At 66.3% G+C, this 13394-nt stretch carries 10 protein-coding genes; all 10 read right to left on the reverse strand.

Annotated elements, in window-relative coordinates; translation table 11 throughout:
- Positions 1-85 precede the first annotated feature (85 nt).
- On the reverse strand, positions 86-1582 hold the full coding sequence (locus NIBR502770_RS17835; protein WP_141182842.1) for a bifunctional phosphatase PAP2/diacylglycerol kinase family protein: 1497 nt from the start codon (positions 1580-1582) through the stop codon (positions 86-88).
- Positions 1583-1604: 22 nt separating this feature from the next.
- The gene (locus tag NIBR502770_RS17840; protein WP_141182843.1) at positions 1605-2819 is read right to left on the reverse strand and encodes an MFS transporter; all 1215 of its coding nucleotides are present in this window, start codon (positions 2817-2819) and stop codon (positions 1605-1607) included.
- Positions 2816-3589 carry a DeoR/GlpR family DNA-binding transcription regulator gene (locus tag NIBR502770_RS17845; protein WP_141182844.1) on the reverse strand — a complete coding sequence of 258 codons (774 nt, stop codon included), beginning with the start codon at positions 3587-3589 and terminating at the stop codon, positions 2816-2818. The genes NIBR502770_RS17840 and NIBR502770_RS17845 overlap by 4 nt, the downstream gene beginning before the upstream one ends.
- A gap of 51 nt (positions 3590-3640) precedes the next feature.
- Entirely contained in the window at positions 3641-5323 is a 1683-nt protein-coding gene (locus tag NIBR502770_RS17850; protein WP_141182845.1) for an ABC-F family ATP-binding cassette domain-containing protein, read from the reverse strand.
- Between the two features lie 25 nt (positions 5324-5348).
- Complete coding sequence (locus tag NIBR502770_RS17855) at positions 5349-7337, reverse strand: penicillin-binding transpeptidase domain-containing protein (protein WP_141182846.1); 1989 nt, start codon at positions 7335-7337, stop codon at positions 5349-5351.
- Between the two features lie 65 nt (positions 7338-7402).
- On the reverse strand, positions 7403-8845 hold the full coding sequence (locus NIBR502770_RS17860; RefSeq protein WP_141182847.1) for an NAD(P)/FAD-dependent oxidoreductase: 1443 nt from the start codon (positions 8843-8845) through the stop codon (positions 7403-7405).
- Complete coding sequence (locus NIBR502770_RS17865; RefSeq protein ID WP_141182848.1) at positions 8838-10301, reverse strand: glycosyltransferase family 87 protein; 1464 nt, start codon at positions 10299-10301, stop codon at positions 8838-8840. The genes NIBR502770_RS17860 and NIBR502770_RS17865 overlap by 8 nt, the downstream gene beginning before the upstream one ends.
- Positions 10302-10812: 511 nt before the next feature.
- Positions 10813-10944: a hypothetical protein gene (locus NIBR502770_RS21690; RefSeq protein WP_256371920.1), complete on the reverse strand. Its 132-nt coding sequence runs from the start codon at positions 10942-10944 to the stop codon at positions 10813-10815.
- 156 nt (positions 10945-11100) lie between these two features.
- On the reverse strand, positions 11101-11685 hold the full coding sequence (locus NIBR502770_RS17870; protein ID WP_141182849.1) for a histidine phosphatase family protein: 585 nt from the start codon (positions 11683-11685) through the stop codon (positions 11101-11103).
- Positions 11682-13190: a CCA tRNA nucleotidyltransferase gene (locus tag NIBR502770_RS17875; protein WP_141182850.1), complete on the reverse strand. Its 1509-nt coding sequence runs from the start codon at positions 13188-13190 to the stop codon at positions 11682-11684. The genes NIBR502770_RS17870 and NIBR502770_RS17875 overlap by 4 nt, the downstream gene beginning before the upstream one ends.
- Between the last annotated feature and the right edge of the window lie 204 nt (positions 13191-13394).

Consider the following 13394-nt stretch of genomic DNA (forward strand, 5'->3'; position numbering starts at 1 on the left):
CGCTACCGAGGCAGGCGCCGCTTTGGGCCGGTTTCAGGGATGATTCAGGGGAGAATCAGGGTTGTCCTCCCCGGCGCAGCCCATGTCAGGGGCGTGGCGAGTAGTACGCCAAGGCCTTGGGCCGTAGTTCGTAGGCCACCTTCCGGACACCGGCCAGCGCTTCTCCGTCCACTGCCAGTACCATGGGCGCGCCGCCGGCGTCGATCCTCACCTCGGTGGCTTCCCGGAGGTGGGTGATCCTTGAGCTTGCCACCGTCCCCGTCAGCACGGACCAGAGAAGCCGGAGCCGGGCAAAGGATTCGTCCGCGGTGATCAGCCGGACGTCGAGGACCCCGTCGTCCATCACCGGCCTGATCAGGGGTGCGTGGTCCCGCGGATAATACCGGCCGCGGCCCAGGTAGGCGATCCACACCTTGTGGCGGACGCCGTCCACGCTCAACGTTGTGGGGGTGCCGGCGGCGAAGGTGCGGAACATGGCCACAACACCGGCCAGCGGCTTGCCCAGCGCCGGCTGCAGGTGTTCCCGCCGCCGCACAAGATTCGGATAAAGGCCCACGCTGGAGGTGTTCAGCATGATCAGCCGGGAGACCTCAGGATTGCCGGCAAGTCCGCGTTCCACGGTGACCACACCAACGTCGGCCAGGGCCGCCTCGCCCTTTTCCGCGGCCGCGACCGCCTCCTTGAGGCTGCCGGTCCCGGCGTCGCGTGCAAAGTGGTTGAGCGTCCCGCCCGGCAGGACCAGCAGGGGTATGGAGCGTTCGACGGCGACAGCGGCTGCGGCGCCGACGGTCCCGTCTCCGCCCCAGACACCGAGGGCCAGGGTGCCGGGATGGTCTGCAGTGGCATTGATTCGCTGGACCAGGTCTTCATCCGGCTGCACGACATTCATATGCGCCTTTGGGAATACTTCTTGGAGCGCTGCCGCGGTTTCCTCCTTGAAAGAGCCGCCCAGGGTGTTCACAACGATACTGAGGCCCTCACCGCCCGGCAGTGCCGGTGCGCTGGTTACCGCCCGCGTGGTCGGGGGGATGGGCGGACGGACAGGCCACCAGTGGCGCGTCACCAGGGCAGCTCCTGCACCCAGGACCGACCCGAAGATTACATCGGAGGGCCAGTGCGCGCCGGTGTGGACCCTCGAATAGGCCACCCCCAGGGCGGCCGGAGCCAGCGCGATTCCCAGCGCCGGACGGACCAGGCCGGCTCCCACGGCAAACGCTACGGCTGATGCGGAGTGCCCGGACGGCATGGAGGAGCTCGTGGGCTGCGGATGCACGAAGCGGAAGACCGGCAGGTGCTCGGGGAGCGGCCGGGTGCGGGGGAGCAGTGTCTTGAACACCACGTTGGTCACTGCCGACGCCACTCCCTGTGCGATCAGCCCGTGCACCGCCGCCCTCCTGGTCTTCCCCGGGAAGAGGGCCAGGGCCGCTGCCGTCCCCATCCAGAGTTTCCCCTGGTTGGCGGAGGCGGAGAGGCGGCGGAAGAAGGCGTCGTGGTTGCCTCCGGGCAGGCCCGAAACATGCCCTACGAGGTATCTATCGAGGCGGCTGACCCAGCTCCGGCCCGGGGGCTTGGTGCTTTGCATGGGATCACCCTAACCCCACTGGCTACTCCTCCGGGGCTGGCCCCGGTTCAACGCGCAGGGGTTTCGCCGCTCCGGCGAGGAGCAGTGCCACCAGGATGGGCGCCATGATGGCCAGCAGCGCGGTGTGGATTCCGGTGAGGTCACCCAGGTAGCCCAGCAACGGCGGCCCGGCCAGGAAAGATATATACCCCAAAGTGGATACAACGGACACGCGGGCCGCTGAATGCTTGGGGTCATCCGAAGCTGCGGACATGCCCATGGGGAAGGCCAGGGCGGCGCCCACGCCCCACAGGGCAGCTCCAATACCTGCCAGCCAAATGTTTGATGCCAGCACGAAGAGACCCAGTCCGGCGGCGGCCGCTGCCATGCTGGCCCGCAGGACGGCCACCCGCCCGTACTTGTCGATGACCCGCCCGCCCAGAAACCGCATGGCCGTCATGGCCAGGACGAACAACGCGAACATGAGGGCGCCGGTGGATTCGGAGGTGGCAAGCCCGTCCACCGAGGCCTTGGCGATCCAGTCGTTGCCTGCGCCTTCGGTAAGCGTGGCCCCGAGGACCACCACACCAATGAGCAACGTCCTGCTGTCCCGCCAGGCGGACGGTCCCTTGGCTCGTTTCGGCTCCCCGTCCACAGGGGCAGTCGAGACGTGGGGAAGGAAGTAGCGCGGCACCGTCAGCGCCACCAGCACCACTACGGCTGCGATCATCAGAAGGTGCAATGGCAGGTCCACGCCGAGGGTTGACAGCCCCGCCCCCACCAGGGCCCCTACGAAGGCGCCTCCGCTGAAGGCTGCGTGGAACTGGGGCATGACGGTCCGCCGGAGCTTGTGCTCCACGTCGGCCCCTTCGATATTTTGCGCCACGTCCCAGAGGCCAATTCCAATGCCGAAGAAGAAGAGTGACACGGCCGTTCCGGGAATGGACGTTGTCAGGAGTGACATGGCGATGCCCACGCCGGCGGCCGCGGCCAGCAGTCCGGCATAGCGCACGGTATTGCCCGTTCCGAGCCGGCCCACCACGAGTCCTGCGGTTGGCAGCGCGAGCAGGGATCCCACGGCCGTGCACAGCAGCAGGGTGCCCATTTGGCCGGAAGTGATGTGCAGCGTCTGGGTGACGGCGGGGATGCGGGCCGCCCAACTGGCAAAGACAAGCCCGTTGATGCCGAAAACCACGAAGGTCGCCGCAGCGGCGGCCTTTAGTCCTGCCTGCTGGTCCGTTCCGGTATTGGTGCTCATACACTCACTACTTCCACTGGGTATTTCTCAAGTTCGGCTTTGTCCTGTGCACTGAATTTCCGGTCCGTGACGATGACGTCCACCCGGTCCAGTCCCGCCACGAGAACCCTGGCGTGGGTCTGCCACTTCGCGGCTGAGGCGGCTACCACCACCCGGGCTGCGGATTGCAGGCCGGCTGCCTTGACGGCCGCATCTTCAAGGTCGTGGGCCAGGAGTCCGTCTTTGAAGTCCACGGAACACGGCGTCAGCACCGCGGTGTCGAAACGCAGGGACCTGATGGTGGACTCGGCCAGTGGTCCGCGGAAGCAGAGTTCACCGGGCACCACGCTTCCCCCAGGCAAGAGCAGCGCGGGGCGTGAGCCCCCTGCGCCCTCTCCCTCAGCTGCCGCGTTCAAGGCCTGCAGGGACATGGGCATCAGCGTCAGCTCCCTGCCCGCCACGGCCCGGGCCACTGCGGTGGCGGTGCTTCCGCTGTCCAGCCAGACGTGCTCGTTCTCCGCCAGGAGGCCGGCGACGGCTGCCGCGATGCGCCTCTTGCCGTCCTGCTCCTCCAGCTCCCGCTGTCCGTAGCCGGGACTCTGCCCCTGCCCTATCAGGCTCCTGGCCCCGCCGTGGACCCTGCGAAGGACACCATGGCCGGCCAAAACCTCGAGGTCGCGGCGGATGGTTGCTCCGGAGGCGCCGCAGGCCTGCATCAGCTCCTCCACGCTCACCTCCGGCTGCTGCCGCAGGACTTCGGCGATTACGCGGTGCCGCTCATCCGTCTTCATGATCAAATGCTATCAATACTTGATCATTTGATCACTCATGTGATCGAACCCTCAGCGGGTGCGCTCCACCCGCTGTTCGTCCCAAACGGGCTCCGCGGACTCATAGACCTTGCCGTCCGAACCGAAGACCAGGAACCGGTCGAAGGTCCGCGCGAACCAGCGGTCGTGGGTCACGGCCAGCACGGTCCCCTCAAAGTGGTCAATGGCCCGTTCCAGCGCTTCGGCCGAATGCAGGTCCAGGTTGTCCGTGGGCTCGTCCAGCAGGAGCAGCGTGGCGCCGCTGAGCTGGAGCAGCAGGATTTGGAACCGCGCCTGCTGACCGCCGGAGAGGGACTCATATTTCTGTTCCGACTGCCCCGCCAGGCCGTAGCCGTCCAGCGCGCCGGCGGCGGCCTCGCGACCCAGCCCGGAACGGTGTTCGTCGCCGCGGTGCAGGATCTCCAGGAGGGTCTTGCCCAGCAGGTCGGGCCGGACGTGGGTCTGGGCGAAGAATCCTGGCCGGATCCGGGCACCGAGCTTCACGGTTCCCTCGTGGGGTACCTCGGCGATCTCCACATCGGAAACGGGGAGGTGCTCGCGTTCGGGGTCGGTGCCGCCGGTGGCGAGCAGCCGGAGGAAGTGCGACTTGCCCGAGCCGTTGGATCCGAGAACACCGACCCGGTCGCCAAACCACACTTCGGTGGAGAACGGCTTCATCAGGCCCGTGAGCTCCAGCCGCTCCGCCACGATGGCCCGCTTGGCCGTTCGGCCGCCCTTGAGCCGCATCTGGACATTCTGCTCGATGGGCAGGGCCTCGGGCGGCCCAACCTCCAGGAACTTGGCCAGCCGGGTCTGCGCCGCGTGGTACCGGTTCGCCATGTCGGAGCGGAAGGCAGCCTTGTTCTTGTACATGTTGACGAGTTCCTTGAGCTTGATGTGCTCCTCGTCCCAGCGCTTGCGGAGCTCCTCGAAACGCGCGTTCCGGTCTGCGCGTGCCTCGACGTAGGACCCAAAGCCGCCGCCATGGATCCATGCTGCCGCTCCGTTGATTCCGGGCTCCAAGGTGACAATGCGGCCGGCCGCGTTGTTCAGCAGTTCCCGGTCGTGGCTGATGAAGAAGACGGTCTTCTTTGAGTCATTCAGTTTTTCCTCGAGCCAGCGCTTGCCCGGGACGTCCAGGTAGTTGTCCGGCTCGTCCAGGAGCAGGAGGTCGTCCGGGCCTGCGAAAAGTGCCTCCAGCACCAGGCGCTTCTGCTCGCCGCCGGAAAGGGTCGACGCCGGGCGGTGCTGCGCGCGGTCGAACGGGAGTCCCAGCGCGGCCATGCAGACCTCGTCCCAGACGGTTTCGACGTCGTAGCCCCCGGCATCGCCCCAGTCCACGATCGCCTGGGCGTACCGCATCTGGGTGGGCTCGTCGTCGTGCTCCAGCATGGCCAGTTCGGCCTCGTCCACCTCTCGGGCAGCGGCCGCAAGGGCCGGGGGAGCGGCGGAGACCAGCAGGTCCCGGACCGTGGAACCATCCCGGACCTGGCCCACAAACTGGCGCATGATGCCCATGTTGCCGGAGCGCCCGATGACGCCCTCGTCGGGGACCAAATCCCCGGCGATGATCCGGAACAGGGTGGTTTTACCTGTGCCGTTGGGGCCGATCAGGGCGGTCTTGGTGCCGTCCGGGACCTTGAAGGTCACCCCGTTCAGCAGCTGGGTGCCGTCGGAGAGGAAGTAGTCGATGCCGGAAACGTCAATATGGGCCACGCCGTCAATCCTCCCACGCCGCTTCCTAGCCGGCGGCGGTGAGGAACTGCTTCAGCAACGGCCCGGAGGTGGTGGCGCCCAGGCCGCCGTCCTCCACGAACACGGCCACGGCCAGGTCACCGTGGACGGCCACGATCCAGGCGTGGGTCTTGGGCGGGTTCTCGGTTCCGAATTCGGCGGTTCCCGTCTTGGCTCCTACCGGTGCGCCGGGGACGCTGGAAAGGAAGCCCGCGTGCCCGGAAGTGACCACGGCGCGCATCATGTCCGACAGCGATGCCGCCTCCGCTGCTGTGATGGGCTTGTCCGACGCCGTAGAGGGCGCCTGCGCGGTGGCCGTCGCCGATGCTTCGGCTGCTGGAGCGGTGGAACCCGCCGTTGTTCCGGCGGCGGGAGCACCGGCGTCGGGGTTCAGGACCAGCTGCGCCGAGACCGGGGCGCCCTTGGCGACCGAGCCGGCCATGATCGCGGCGGCCAGCGGGGACAGCAGCACCTTGCCCTGGCCAATCATGGAAGCCGCGTGCTCCGTACCCTGGGCGTCACCGGGGACGGAACCCAGGAATGCTTCTGCGCCGAGTTTGGGTGCCTCAACCGCCACCCCCATGGATGTGGCCGCTGCTTCAAGCTGGCCCTGTGAGACAGAATCGCGCTGCGAGATGAAGGCGGTGTTGCAGGAGTGGGCAAAGGCGTCGCGCAGGGTGACCGCACCCAGCGAGGTTTCCGGGTAGCCTTCGGAGTTCTTGAAGGTCCGTCCGTCCACGGTGAGCGTGGGCGTGCACTGGACGGTGGAGTCCGGCGTCATCCCGTTGCGGAACATCGCCAGGGAATCCACCATCTTGAAGATGGATCCGGGGGCGTACTGCCCCAGCATGGCCGTGTTGTAGCCGTTGCTGCCGGGCCCCGAGGCGGCGGCCAGCACGGCGCCGCTGGAGGGCCTCAGGGCCACAATGGCCGACGCCGGACCCACCTTATCCAAGGTGGTTTCGGCCAGCGACTGCAGCCGCGGATCGAGCGTGGTCTTCAAGGGCGTCCCCGGCTTGGGTGCCACCTGGAAGAGGACGCGCCGCGGGTCCGTACCCGCCGACTGGATCTGTTCGCGGGTCAGGTCTGCCCGCTGCGCGCGGATGACCACCGCGTCCGAGCCACGGAGCTGTTCGTCATACTGTTGCTGGAGCCCGCCGATACCGGTGACATCACCCGCGGTAAGGACGCCTTTCGACGCCTCAATCTGTTCGGCGGTGGCTTCCCCAACGGATCCGAGCACTGCGCGGGCAAACGTCCTGCTCGGGGCCAGGGGGATCGACGCAGGGATGCCGCGGGCGCCGGGAATGGCCGCGATCTGCTCGTCGGAGATGGTGCGGCCTTCTTCACGCAGCGTGATGGCGGAAACGAAGGCCTGCGCCCCTGCCGCTTTGACCTGCTGCACGTAGGCGGCAGGGTCCACTCCCACCAGTGCCGCCAGCTTGCCGGCAGAATCGGCCGGGTCCGCGGTGCCGAGCTGCGGTTTGTCGATGCCTACGTTCACCACGGGGCGGTAGGTCACCAGCGGGACGTCACCGGCACCAAGGATGTCTGCACGCTGGGGGGACTGGGATCCCTTGGTCACAATCTCGCTGTCCGCCAGGCCTGGTGCCAGGATGGCCGGGTCCCAGACGGTGAGCCACTTGCCGCCGGACTTCTTGAAGTTCACTGCGATGGTGTACTTCCACTCCGCATCACCGAACTTCCAGGTGTAGTTCAAGGGCGCCGACGCCTTGTCTCCGTCCAGCGTCAGGGTGCCTGACTGGACCTCTGGCTTTTGCGGGTCCAGTGCCGCGAAGACCTGGTGCAGCTGGTCGTTTGCCGCTGCGGCGTCTTTGCCCTCGAAAGCCACAGACCCTACATCGAGCGCGGAGACCGCCCCTGCCAGTTGTTGGGCGGCAGCTTCCGCTCCGGATTTTCCGTCATCGCAGGCCACCAGTGTGGAACTGAGAATGAGCGCAGCTACGGCAAGCGAAAGTTTCGTTGATTTCCCCATCGCGCCATTATCCCCCGGACCGGACGTGGGCCGCGCCACGCCGGCGGTTGCGGCCGTGAAGGGTCCTAGGACAGTCCCAGATCCGGAACCGGGAGTTTGAAGATGTCCTTGAGGGCATACTTTGCCGCGTGCAGCCCGGGCATGCCCGTGACACCGGGCCCGGGGGGCGTCGATGACGAGCACAGGTAGACGCCGAGCAGCGGTGTCCGCCACGGGACTGGAGATACCACCGGTTTCTGGACAAGTCCGCGGACATCCATCACGCCGGCGCTGAAGTCGCCCCCAATGTAGTTCCGGTTATAGTCGGCCAGTTCCGCAGCGGTGATGGCGTGCGATTCCACCACGAGGTCGCGGAAGCCCGGCGCGAACCGTTCCAACTGGGCCACCACATGGCTGGTCATGTCCTTCGTCGAGCCGGACGGCACATGGCAGTAGGTCCACAGGATGTGCCGGCCTTCCGGTGCGCGGCCGGCATCGAACCGGGAGGGCTGGGCCACGAGCACATACGGCCGTTCAGGGTGCCGTCCGGCACTGACCTCGTTCTCCGAGCGCGCGAGCTCAGCCCGCGTGCCGCCCACATGAACCGTCCCGGCGTCGGAGAGCCCGGCTGCCTGCCACGGCACGGGGCCGGACAGGATGAAGTCCACCTTGCAGGAGCCGTTGCCGTAGCGGAAACGCTCCAGCGCCCTGCGGTAGTGGGCGGGAAGGGAATGTCCTGCCATTCCGAGCAGCCCCGCGGGGGCAACGTCCAGGAGGGTGGCGCGGGCAGCCGGAAGCTGTTCCAGCCTGTCGATCGGCGTGTCGGTGTGAATGGCGCCGCCGTGTGCCCGGATGTCGTCGGCAAGTGCTTCGGCAATTGATGCGGAGCCGCCGCGGGGGATGGGCCACCCGCCGGCGTGCCCCAGGGCGCCGAGCATGAGACCGGCGCCGGAGGCTGCGAGGGAGGGCAAATGGGAAATGGCGTGGGCGGCCACACCGCTGAGGAGTGCCGGCGCAAGGTCATCCCGGAACCTGGTGTTCCACAGCCCGGTCCCCTGCTCCATTGTCCGCAGCCCATAGACGGCGGCCACCAGGGGGTTCCGGGGGATCCGGAGGAGCTGGTTCTGCGTGAAGTCCATGACATCGTCAATGTGCCGGACCAATGGTTCCATGAGCCGCCGGTACGCGGGGCCGTCCTGGCCCAGCTCCGATGCCGTCCTGTCCAGCGACTTGTAGGCCAGCGCCGCGCGGCCCCCGTCCAGCGGTGACCCGAAGGAAATCTCCGGGGTAACCAGCTCCACCCGCCGGGGCAACTCGAAGGCACGGAAGAAAGGGGAAGCAACGGCCATGGGATGCACCGCAGAGCAGACGTCGTGGAAGTGTCCCGGCCGCATGAGCTCTATGGTCCGGGTGCCACCACCGATTTTGGGGGCTGCCTCGAAGACTTCCACTGACAACCCGGCGCGTGCCATGACCGCTGCCGCGGAGAGTCCGTTGGGACCGGAACCGACTACCGCGACATCAGGCATGGGACTTTGCTTTCGAGGGAAGCAGCGGAGCGGCCGGGCCGAATGGATTTAGCCGGAACCGGTCCGGTGCGTTGGCAAACGGACCGCCGTGGGGATCGTCGAGGTGGTGCCGGCGGATGGGATCGTACATGGGATCGTAGATATCCCAGACGACGCGTGCCATGAGGTAGCCCACCGCGACCATGTGCGCGGCCACAGCCAGGACGTAGTAGGGCATGTCCAGGTTGTGCTGGGAGGAACCTGCGCTGGTCACCTGACCAAGGTACATCCAGATGGCAGCCCAATGCAGGGCTTCGACGCCCTGCCACACGAGGAAGTCACGCCACCGCGGCCTGGCCAGCGCCAGCAGCGGGATGAGCCACACCACGTACTGCGGGGAGTAGACCTTGCTGGTCAGGATGAAGGCAGCCACGATCAGGAATGCGAGTTGCGCCAGGCGCGGGCGGCGACGGGCGGTGAGGGCAACAGCAGCGATACCGAGGCAGGCCACCACGAAGAGTCCGCCCGACAGGAGGCTGACGCCTTCGGCACCCAGCTTGGACCAGCCCAGCCTGTCCGCCACCAGGTTGTAGGCAAACCAGGGGGAACTGTATCCGGCGCCCCGGTCGGCGCTGTACTGGAAGAAATAGGTCCAGCCGGAAAAGTTCGCGAGGGCGAAAGGGAGGTTGACCACCAGCCATGCGGCGGCGGCGCTCCCGGCGGTAACCAGCAGTGGCCGCCATCGGGCAGTCCGAACCGCCAGCAGCAGGATGGCTGCCAGCACCAGCACGGGATACAGCTTGGTGGCTGTGGCCAGGCCGATCAGCACGCCGGCGGGAACCAGCCGCTGCCTGGCGAAGAGATACATTCCCAGCGCAAGCAGGCAGGCAGCCCAAAGGTCCCAGTTGATGGTCCCGGCCAGCACGATGCCCGGCGCCAGTGCCACCATGGCAGCATCCCAGGGACGGCGGCCGGGCATCCGGGCAGTCACCAGCACGGTAATCATGGCCGCCGCCGCCAGCAGCACGGCGTTGATGTCGAAGTAGGCCAATGCCTGGGCGTTGGCGTCCCCTCCCGGGACCAACCATGCCGTCAAGCCCGCGATCAATCCGATGAGAACGGGGTATTCGAACAAGCTGCCGCTGCCCACGATGGGAAAGACTCCCGCTGCCATGCCCCGGTTCCGGAACAGCTCCGGAAAGTCCGAGTAGCAGGTGGCATAGAACTGCGTGGGAGTCTCCCACCCGTTGGCCCTGCAATAACCCTTCAGCAGGATCCCCAACAGGGCTGCCAGCGCCGTGAGGGCAATGAGCACCCGCTCCACGGTAAAGATGCCGGGGGTGACGACCCCGGGATCCGTCCGGGTCCCCAGCGGGCCGCCTATTACCTCGGTGAAATTCCGCAGGAGGGTGTCGCTTCGGCTGGGCACCACGATGCGGGGCCGTCGACCATCCTCCGGCGCCTGGGTCTCGTGCATGGAATCGAGCTTACAGCCGGCCCCTTCCCACGGGACCGGGGCCGGCCGTCAGCGCAGGCCGCCAACCTGCTGGTGCATCAGCACGAATACGTCATTTCGATGCTGCTCCAGCAGGCCGCTGTTAAGGGAACTGCGGCGCTGCAGGGGACGGGACAGGAGTCTCATGATTCTTTGCATCAAGGGGAGCCACCTCCTTTCTTGGGCGGTCGGAAATAGGGCATGACAAATCAGCGCCTTTTAGGGCGCACAAAAGTAAGGCAGAAATAGGGACCTGCAATCCATGGAAGAATCCAGATTAATTGCAGGAATCAGCGCAATTGTAAGTTCGGACAATTACGGGAGTTGCGCCGGAGCTGGCCACTGCCGGCCGTCGGTGGCCCGGTTAGGGACACCGACGACAAAGGAAGGAGTGATGCGGTGGCTATCAAAGAGCCAGCGGAGTGCGTTCCTTTACCGGACGGCTGTCCCGGGTGGAAGCCCGTGCGGGGTCCCGGCCGGAGGCTGGTGCCGTTTAGCGGCGCCGCAGGCCCTGGACGGCGGCTGAACGCCAGGTATCCGGGGTATCCGAGGCAACGCTTGCAGAATCAGCAAAGGCCGGGAACGCATTGACGAGGGCATTCCATTCGCCAGTCAAAGTCATCATTTTCCCAACCTCCTTTTCTGCTGTCCGCTGCTTGGTGTGCAATGCGGTCTTGGACCCGGGCAGATTGCCGCGGGGTCAGGAATAAAGGTACCCCAGGAATCTGCGAAAGGCCAGCAATTCCCGGGAAATGCGGATTAGTTTTTTACTAAAGGCGATTCAGAGGCCCCAACGGACAATGGCGGGCGTCTTCTTATCCCAGCCCAGGGTGCATACTTTGGCCGTTCCCAGGACAAAGTGCCGTCCCTCCGTGGGCGGCAATTCCAGCCAGCGGGCAGTCAGGATCCGGGAGAAATGCCCGTGTGCCACGATCAGCACATTGTCCATCCCCGATTCGAGGATCCGGCCGATGATTTTGTCCGCCCTGGCGGCCACCTCGTCCAGGGTCTCGCCGTTGGGTACGCCGTGGGTCCAGATCAAGTAATCGGGGTTGTCCTTGCGGATCAGGTCGGAGCTGATGCCTTCGTAATCGCCGTAGTTCCATTCCACGGCCAGCGGCTCATGCCGGGCATCGGGGAATCCAGCCAGCTCGGCGGTTCGCCGTGCGCGCCGCAGCGGGGAGGTGAGCACCAGGTCGAAATCGACGCCGTCCAGTACCTTGCGGGCCTCGACGGCCTGCTGTTCACCTTCCACGGTCAGGGGGAGGTCGGTCAGGCCGGTGTACTGACCGCTTTTGGACCACTCGGTCTCACCATGGCGGAGGATCCAGAGCTGCGGGCGCGGGGCAAGGGCGGGATTGGTCACTTGGACTCCTCAACGGGTGAAGGTTCGACGACGGCGGGAGAGGCTTCCCCCCCGGGGCCGGACGGTGCGGATTCAGGCTGTTCAGCCCACCAGCGGAGCAGGCGCGCCTCCGCTTCCTCGGTGGGCAGCGGTCCATGCTCCATCCGTTCATTCAGGAGGAACTTGTAGGCCCGGCCCACTACAGGCCCCGGTTTAAGCCCCAGCAGCTCCATGATCCGGGCACCGTCGAGGTCCGGGCGCACCGCATCCAGGGATTCCTGTTCACGCAGGGCTGCGATCCGTGACTCGAGGTCGTCATAGGCGAAGGCCAGGCGTTCTGCCTTCCGCTGGTTCCGGGTGGTGACATCGGAGCGGGTAAGCCGGTGCAGCCGCTCCAGCAGCGGCCCGGCGTCCGTGACGTAGCGCCGGACGGCGGAGTCACTCCAGCCGGCGTCACCGTAGCCGTAGAAGCGCATGTGCAATTCCACCAGCCGCGCCACGGCCCTGGTGGTGTCGTTGTCGAACCGCAACGCCTTCATCCGCTTGCTGGTGAGCTTGGCACCCACCATGTCGTGGTGGCGGAAGCTCACCGCGCCGCCCGGTTCGAAGCGGCGCGTAGCCGGCTTCCCGACGTCGTGCATCAAGGCTGCGAACCGCAGCACGAAGTCCGGCCCGGGCACGGGCCCGTCCGCATTCGTTTCAAGTTCGGCTGCCTGGTCCAGGACCTGCAGGGAATGCTGGTAGACATCCTTGTGCCGGTGGTGCTCGTCGGATTCGAGGCGAAGGGCGGAAACCTCGGGCAGCACATGTTCGGCCAGTCCCGTATCCACAAGGATGTCGATCCCGGTCCGCGGCCGGGCCCCGCAAATGAGCTTGACCAGTTCGTCCCGCACGCGTTCCGCGGAAATGATCTTGATCCGGTCGGCCATGCGCGTCATGGCGTCCCGGACGTCGTCGTGGACTGTGACGCCCAGTTGCGCGGCGAACCTGGCCGCCCGCATCATCCGGAGCGGATCATCGGAGAAGGACGCCTCCGGTGAACCGGGGGTTGCCAGGATGGAAGCATGAAGGTCGCGGACCCCGCCGAAGGGGTCCACCAGTTCCATGGACGGCAGTTTCAATGCCATGGCGTTGATGGTGAAGTCCCGGCGCAGCAGGTCATCGGTGAGGGAGGAACCGAAGGCCACCACGGGCTTGCGCGAATCGGGATCGTAGGCCTCGGCCCGGTAGGTGGTGATTTCGATCTGGAAGCCGGCCTTGCGCATGCCGATGGTGCCGAATGCCCGGCCGATCTCCCAGAAGTTGTCCGCCCACTTCTTGATCAGTGCCACCGTCTGGTCCGGCGTGGCATCGGTGGTGAAGTCGAGGTCGGGGGAAACCCGGCCAAGGAAGAGGTCGCGCACCGGACCGCCCACCAGGGACAGCTCGTGGCCGGCGTCCACGAAGCGCTGCCCGAGCTCCAGGACCACCGGCGGTACCTTGAAGTCGACAGTGTGGGAATCAATCTTGTGATGTGCGTGCGCCATAGTTCCTTAAGCTTGGCAGAAACCAGCGCCTTGGCAGTCCAAAAAAGCGTCACGATCCGCGCTGATTCGGGTTCCCGTGCGGAAAGTGCGTCATATCCCGTCCATGTTGTTGTCATGTTCCGGTCATCACGGGAGGGCAACAGTCGTTAGAGTGGACTCCATGGCCCATCCAGTACCGAGCGCTCCAGGCAGGAGGACAAACGC

Origin of the sequence: Pseudarthrobacter sp. NIBRBAC000502770, from assembly GCF_006517815.1 — a bacterium.
GTDB classification, from domain to species: Bacteria; Actinomycetota; Actinomycetes; order Actinomycetales; family Micrococcaceae; genus Arthrobacter; species Arthrobacter niigatensis.

Coding starts and splice junctions, on each gene's coding strand:
- NIBR502770_RS17845 (WP_141182844.1), bottom strand. CDS start 3,589: ATGAAGACGGATGAGCGGCACCGCGTAATCGCCGAAGTCCTGCGGCAG.
- NIBR502770_RS17875 (WP_141182850.1), bottom strand. CDS start 13,190: ATGGCGCACGCACATCACAAGATTGATTCCCACACTGTCGACTTCAAG.
- NIBR502770_RS17840 (WP_141182843.1), bottom strand. CDS start 2,819: ATGAGCACCAATACCGGAACGGACCAGCAGGCAGGACTAAAGGCCGCC.
- NIBR502770_RS17855 (WP_141182846.1), bottom strand. CDS start 7,337: ATGGGGAAATCAACGAAACTTTCGCTTGCCGTAGCTGCGCTCATTCTC.
- NIBR502770_RS17835 (WP_141182842.1), bottom strand. CDS start 1,582: ATGCAAAGCACCAAGCCCCCGGGCCGGAGCTGGGTCAGCCGCCTCGAT.
- NIBR502770_RS21690 (WP_256371920.1), bottom strand. CDS start 10,944: ATGATGACTTTGACTGGCGAATGGAATGCCCTCGTCAATGCGTTCCCG.
- NIBR502770_RS17865 (WP_141182848.1), bottom strand. CDS start 10,301: ATGCACGAGACCCAGGCGCCGGAGGATGGTCGACGGCCCCGCATCGTG.
- NIBR502770_RS17860 (WP_141182847.1), bottom strand. CDS start 8,845: ATGCCTGATGTCGCGGTAGTCGGTTCCGGTCCCAACGGACTCTCCGCG.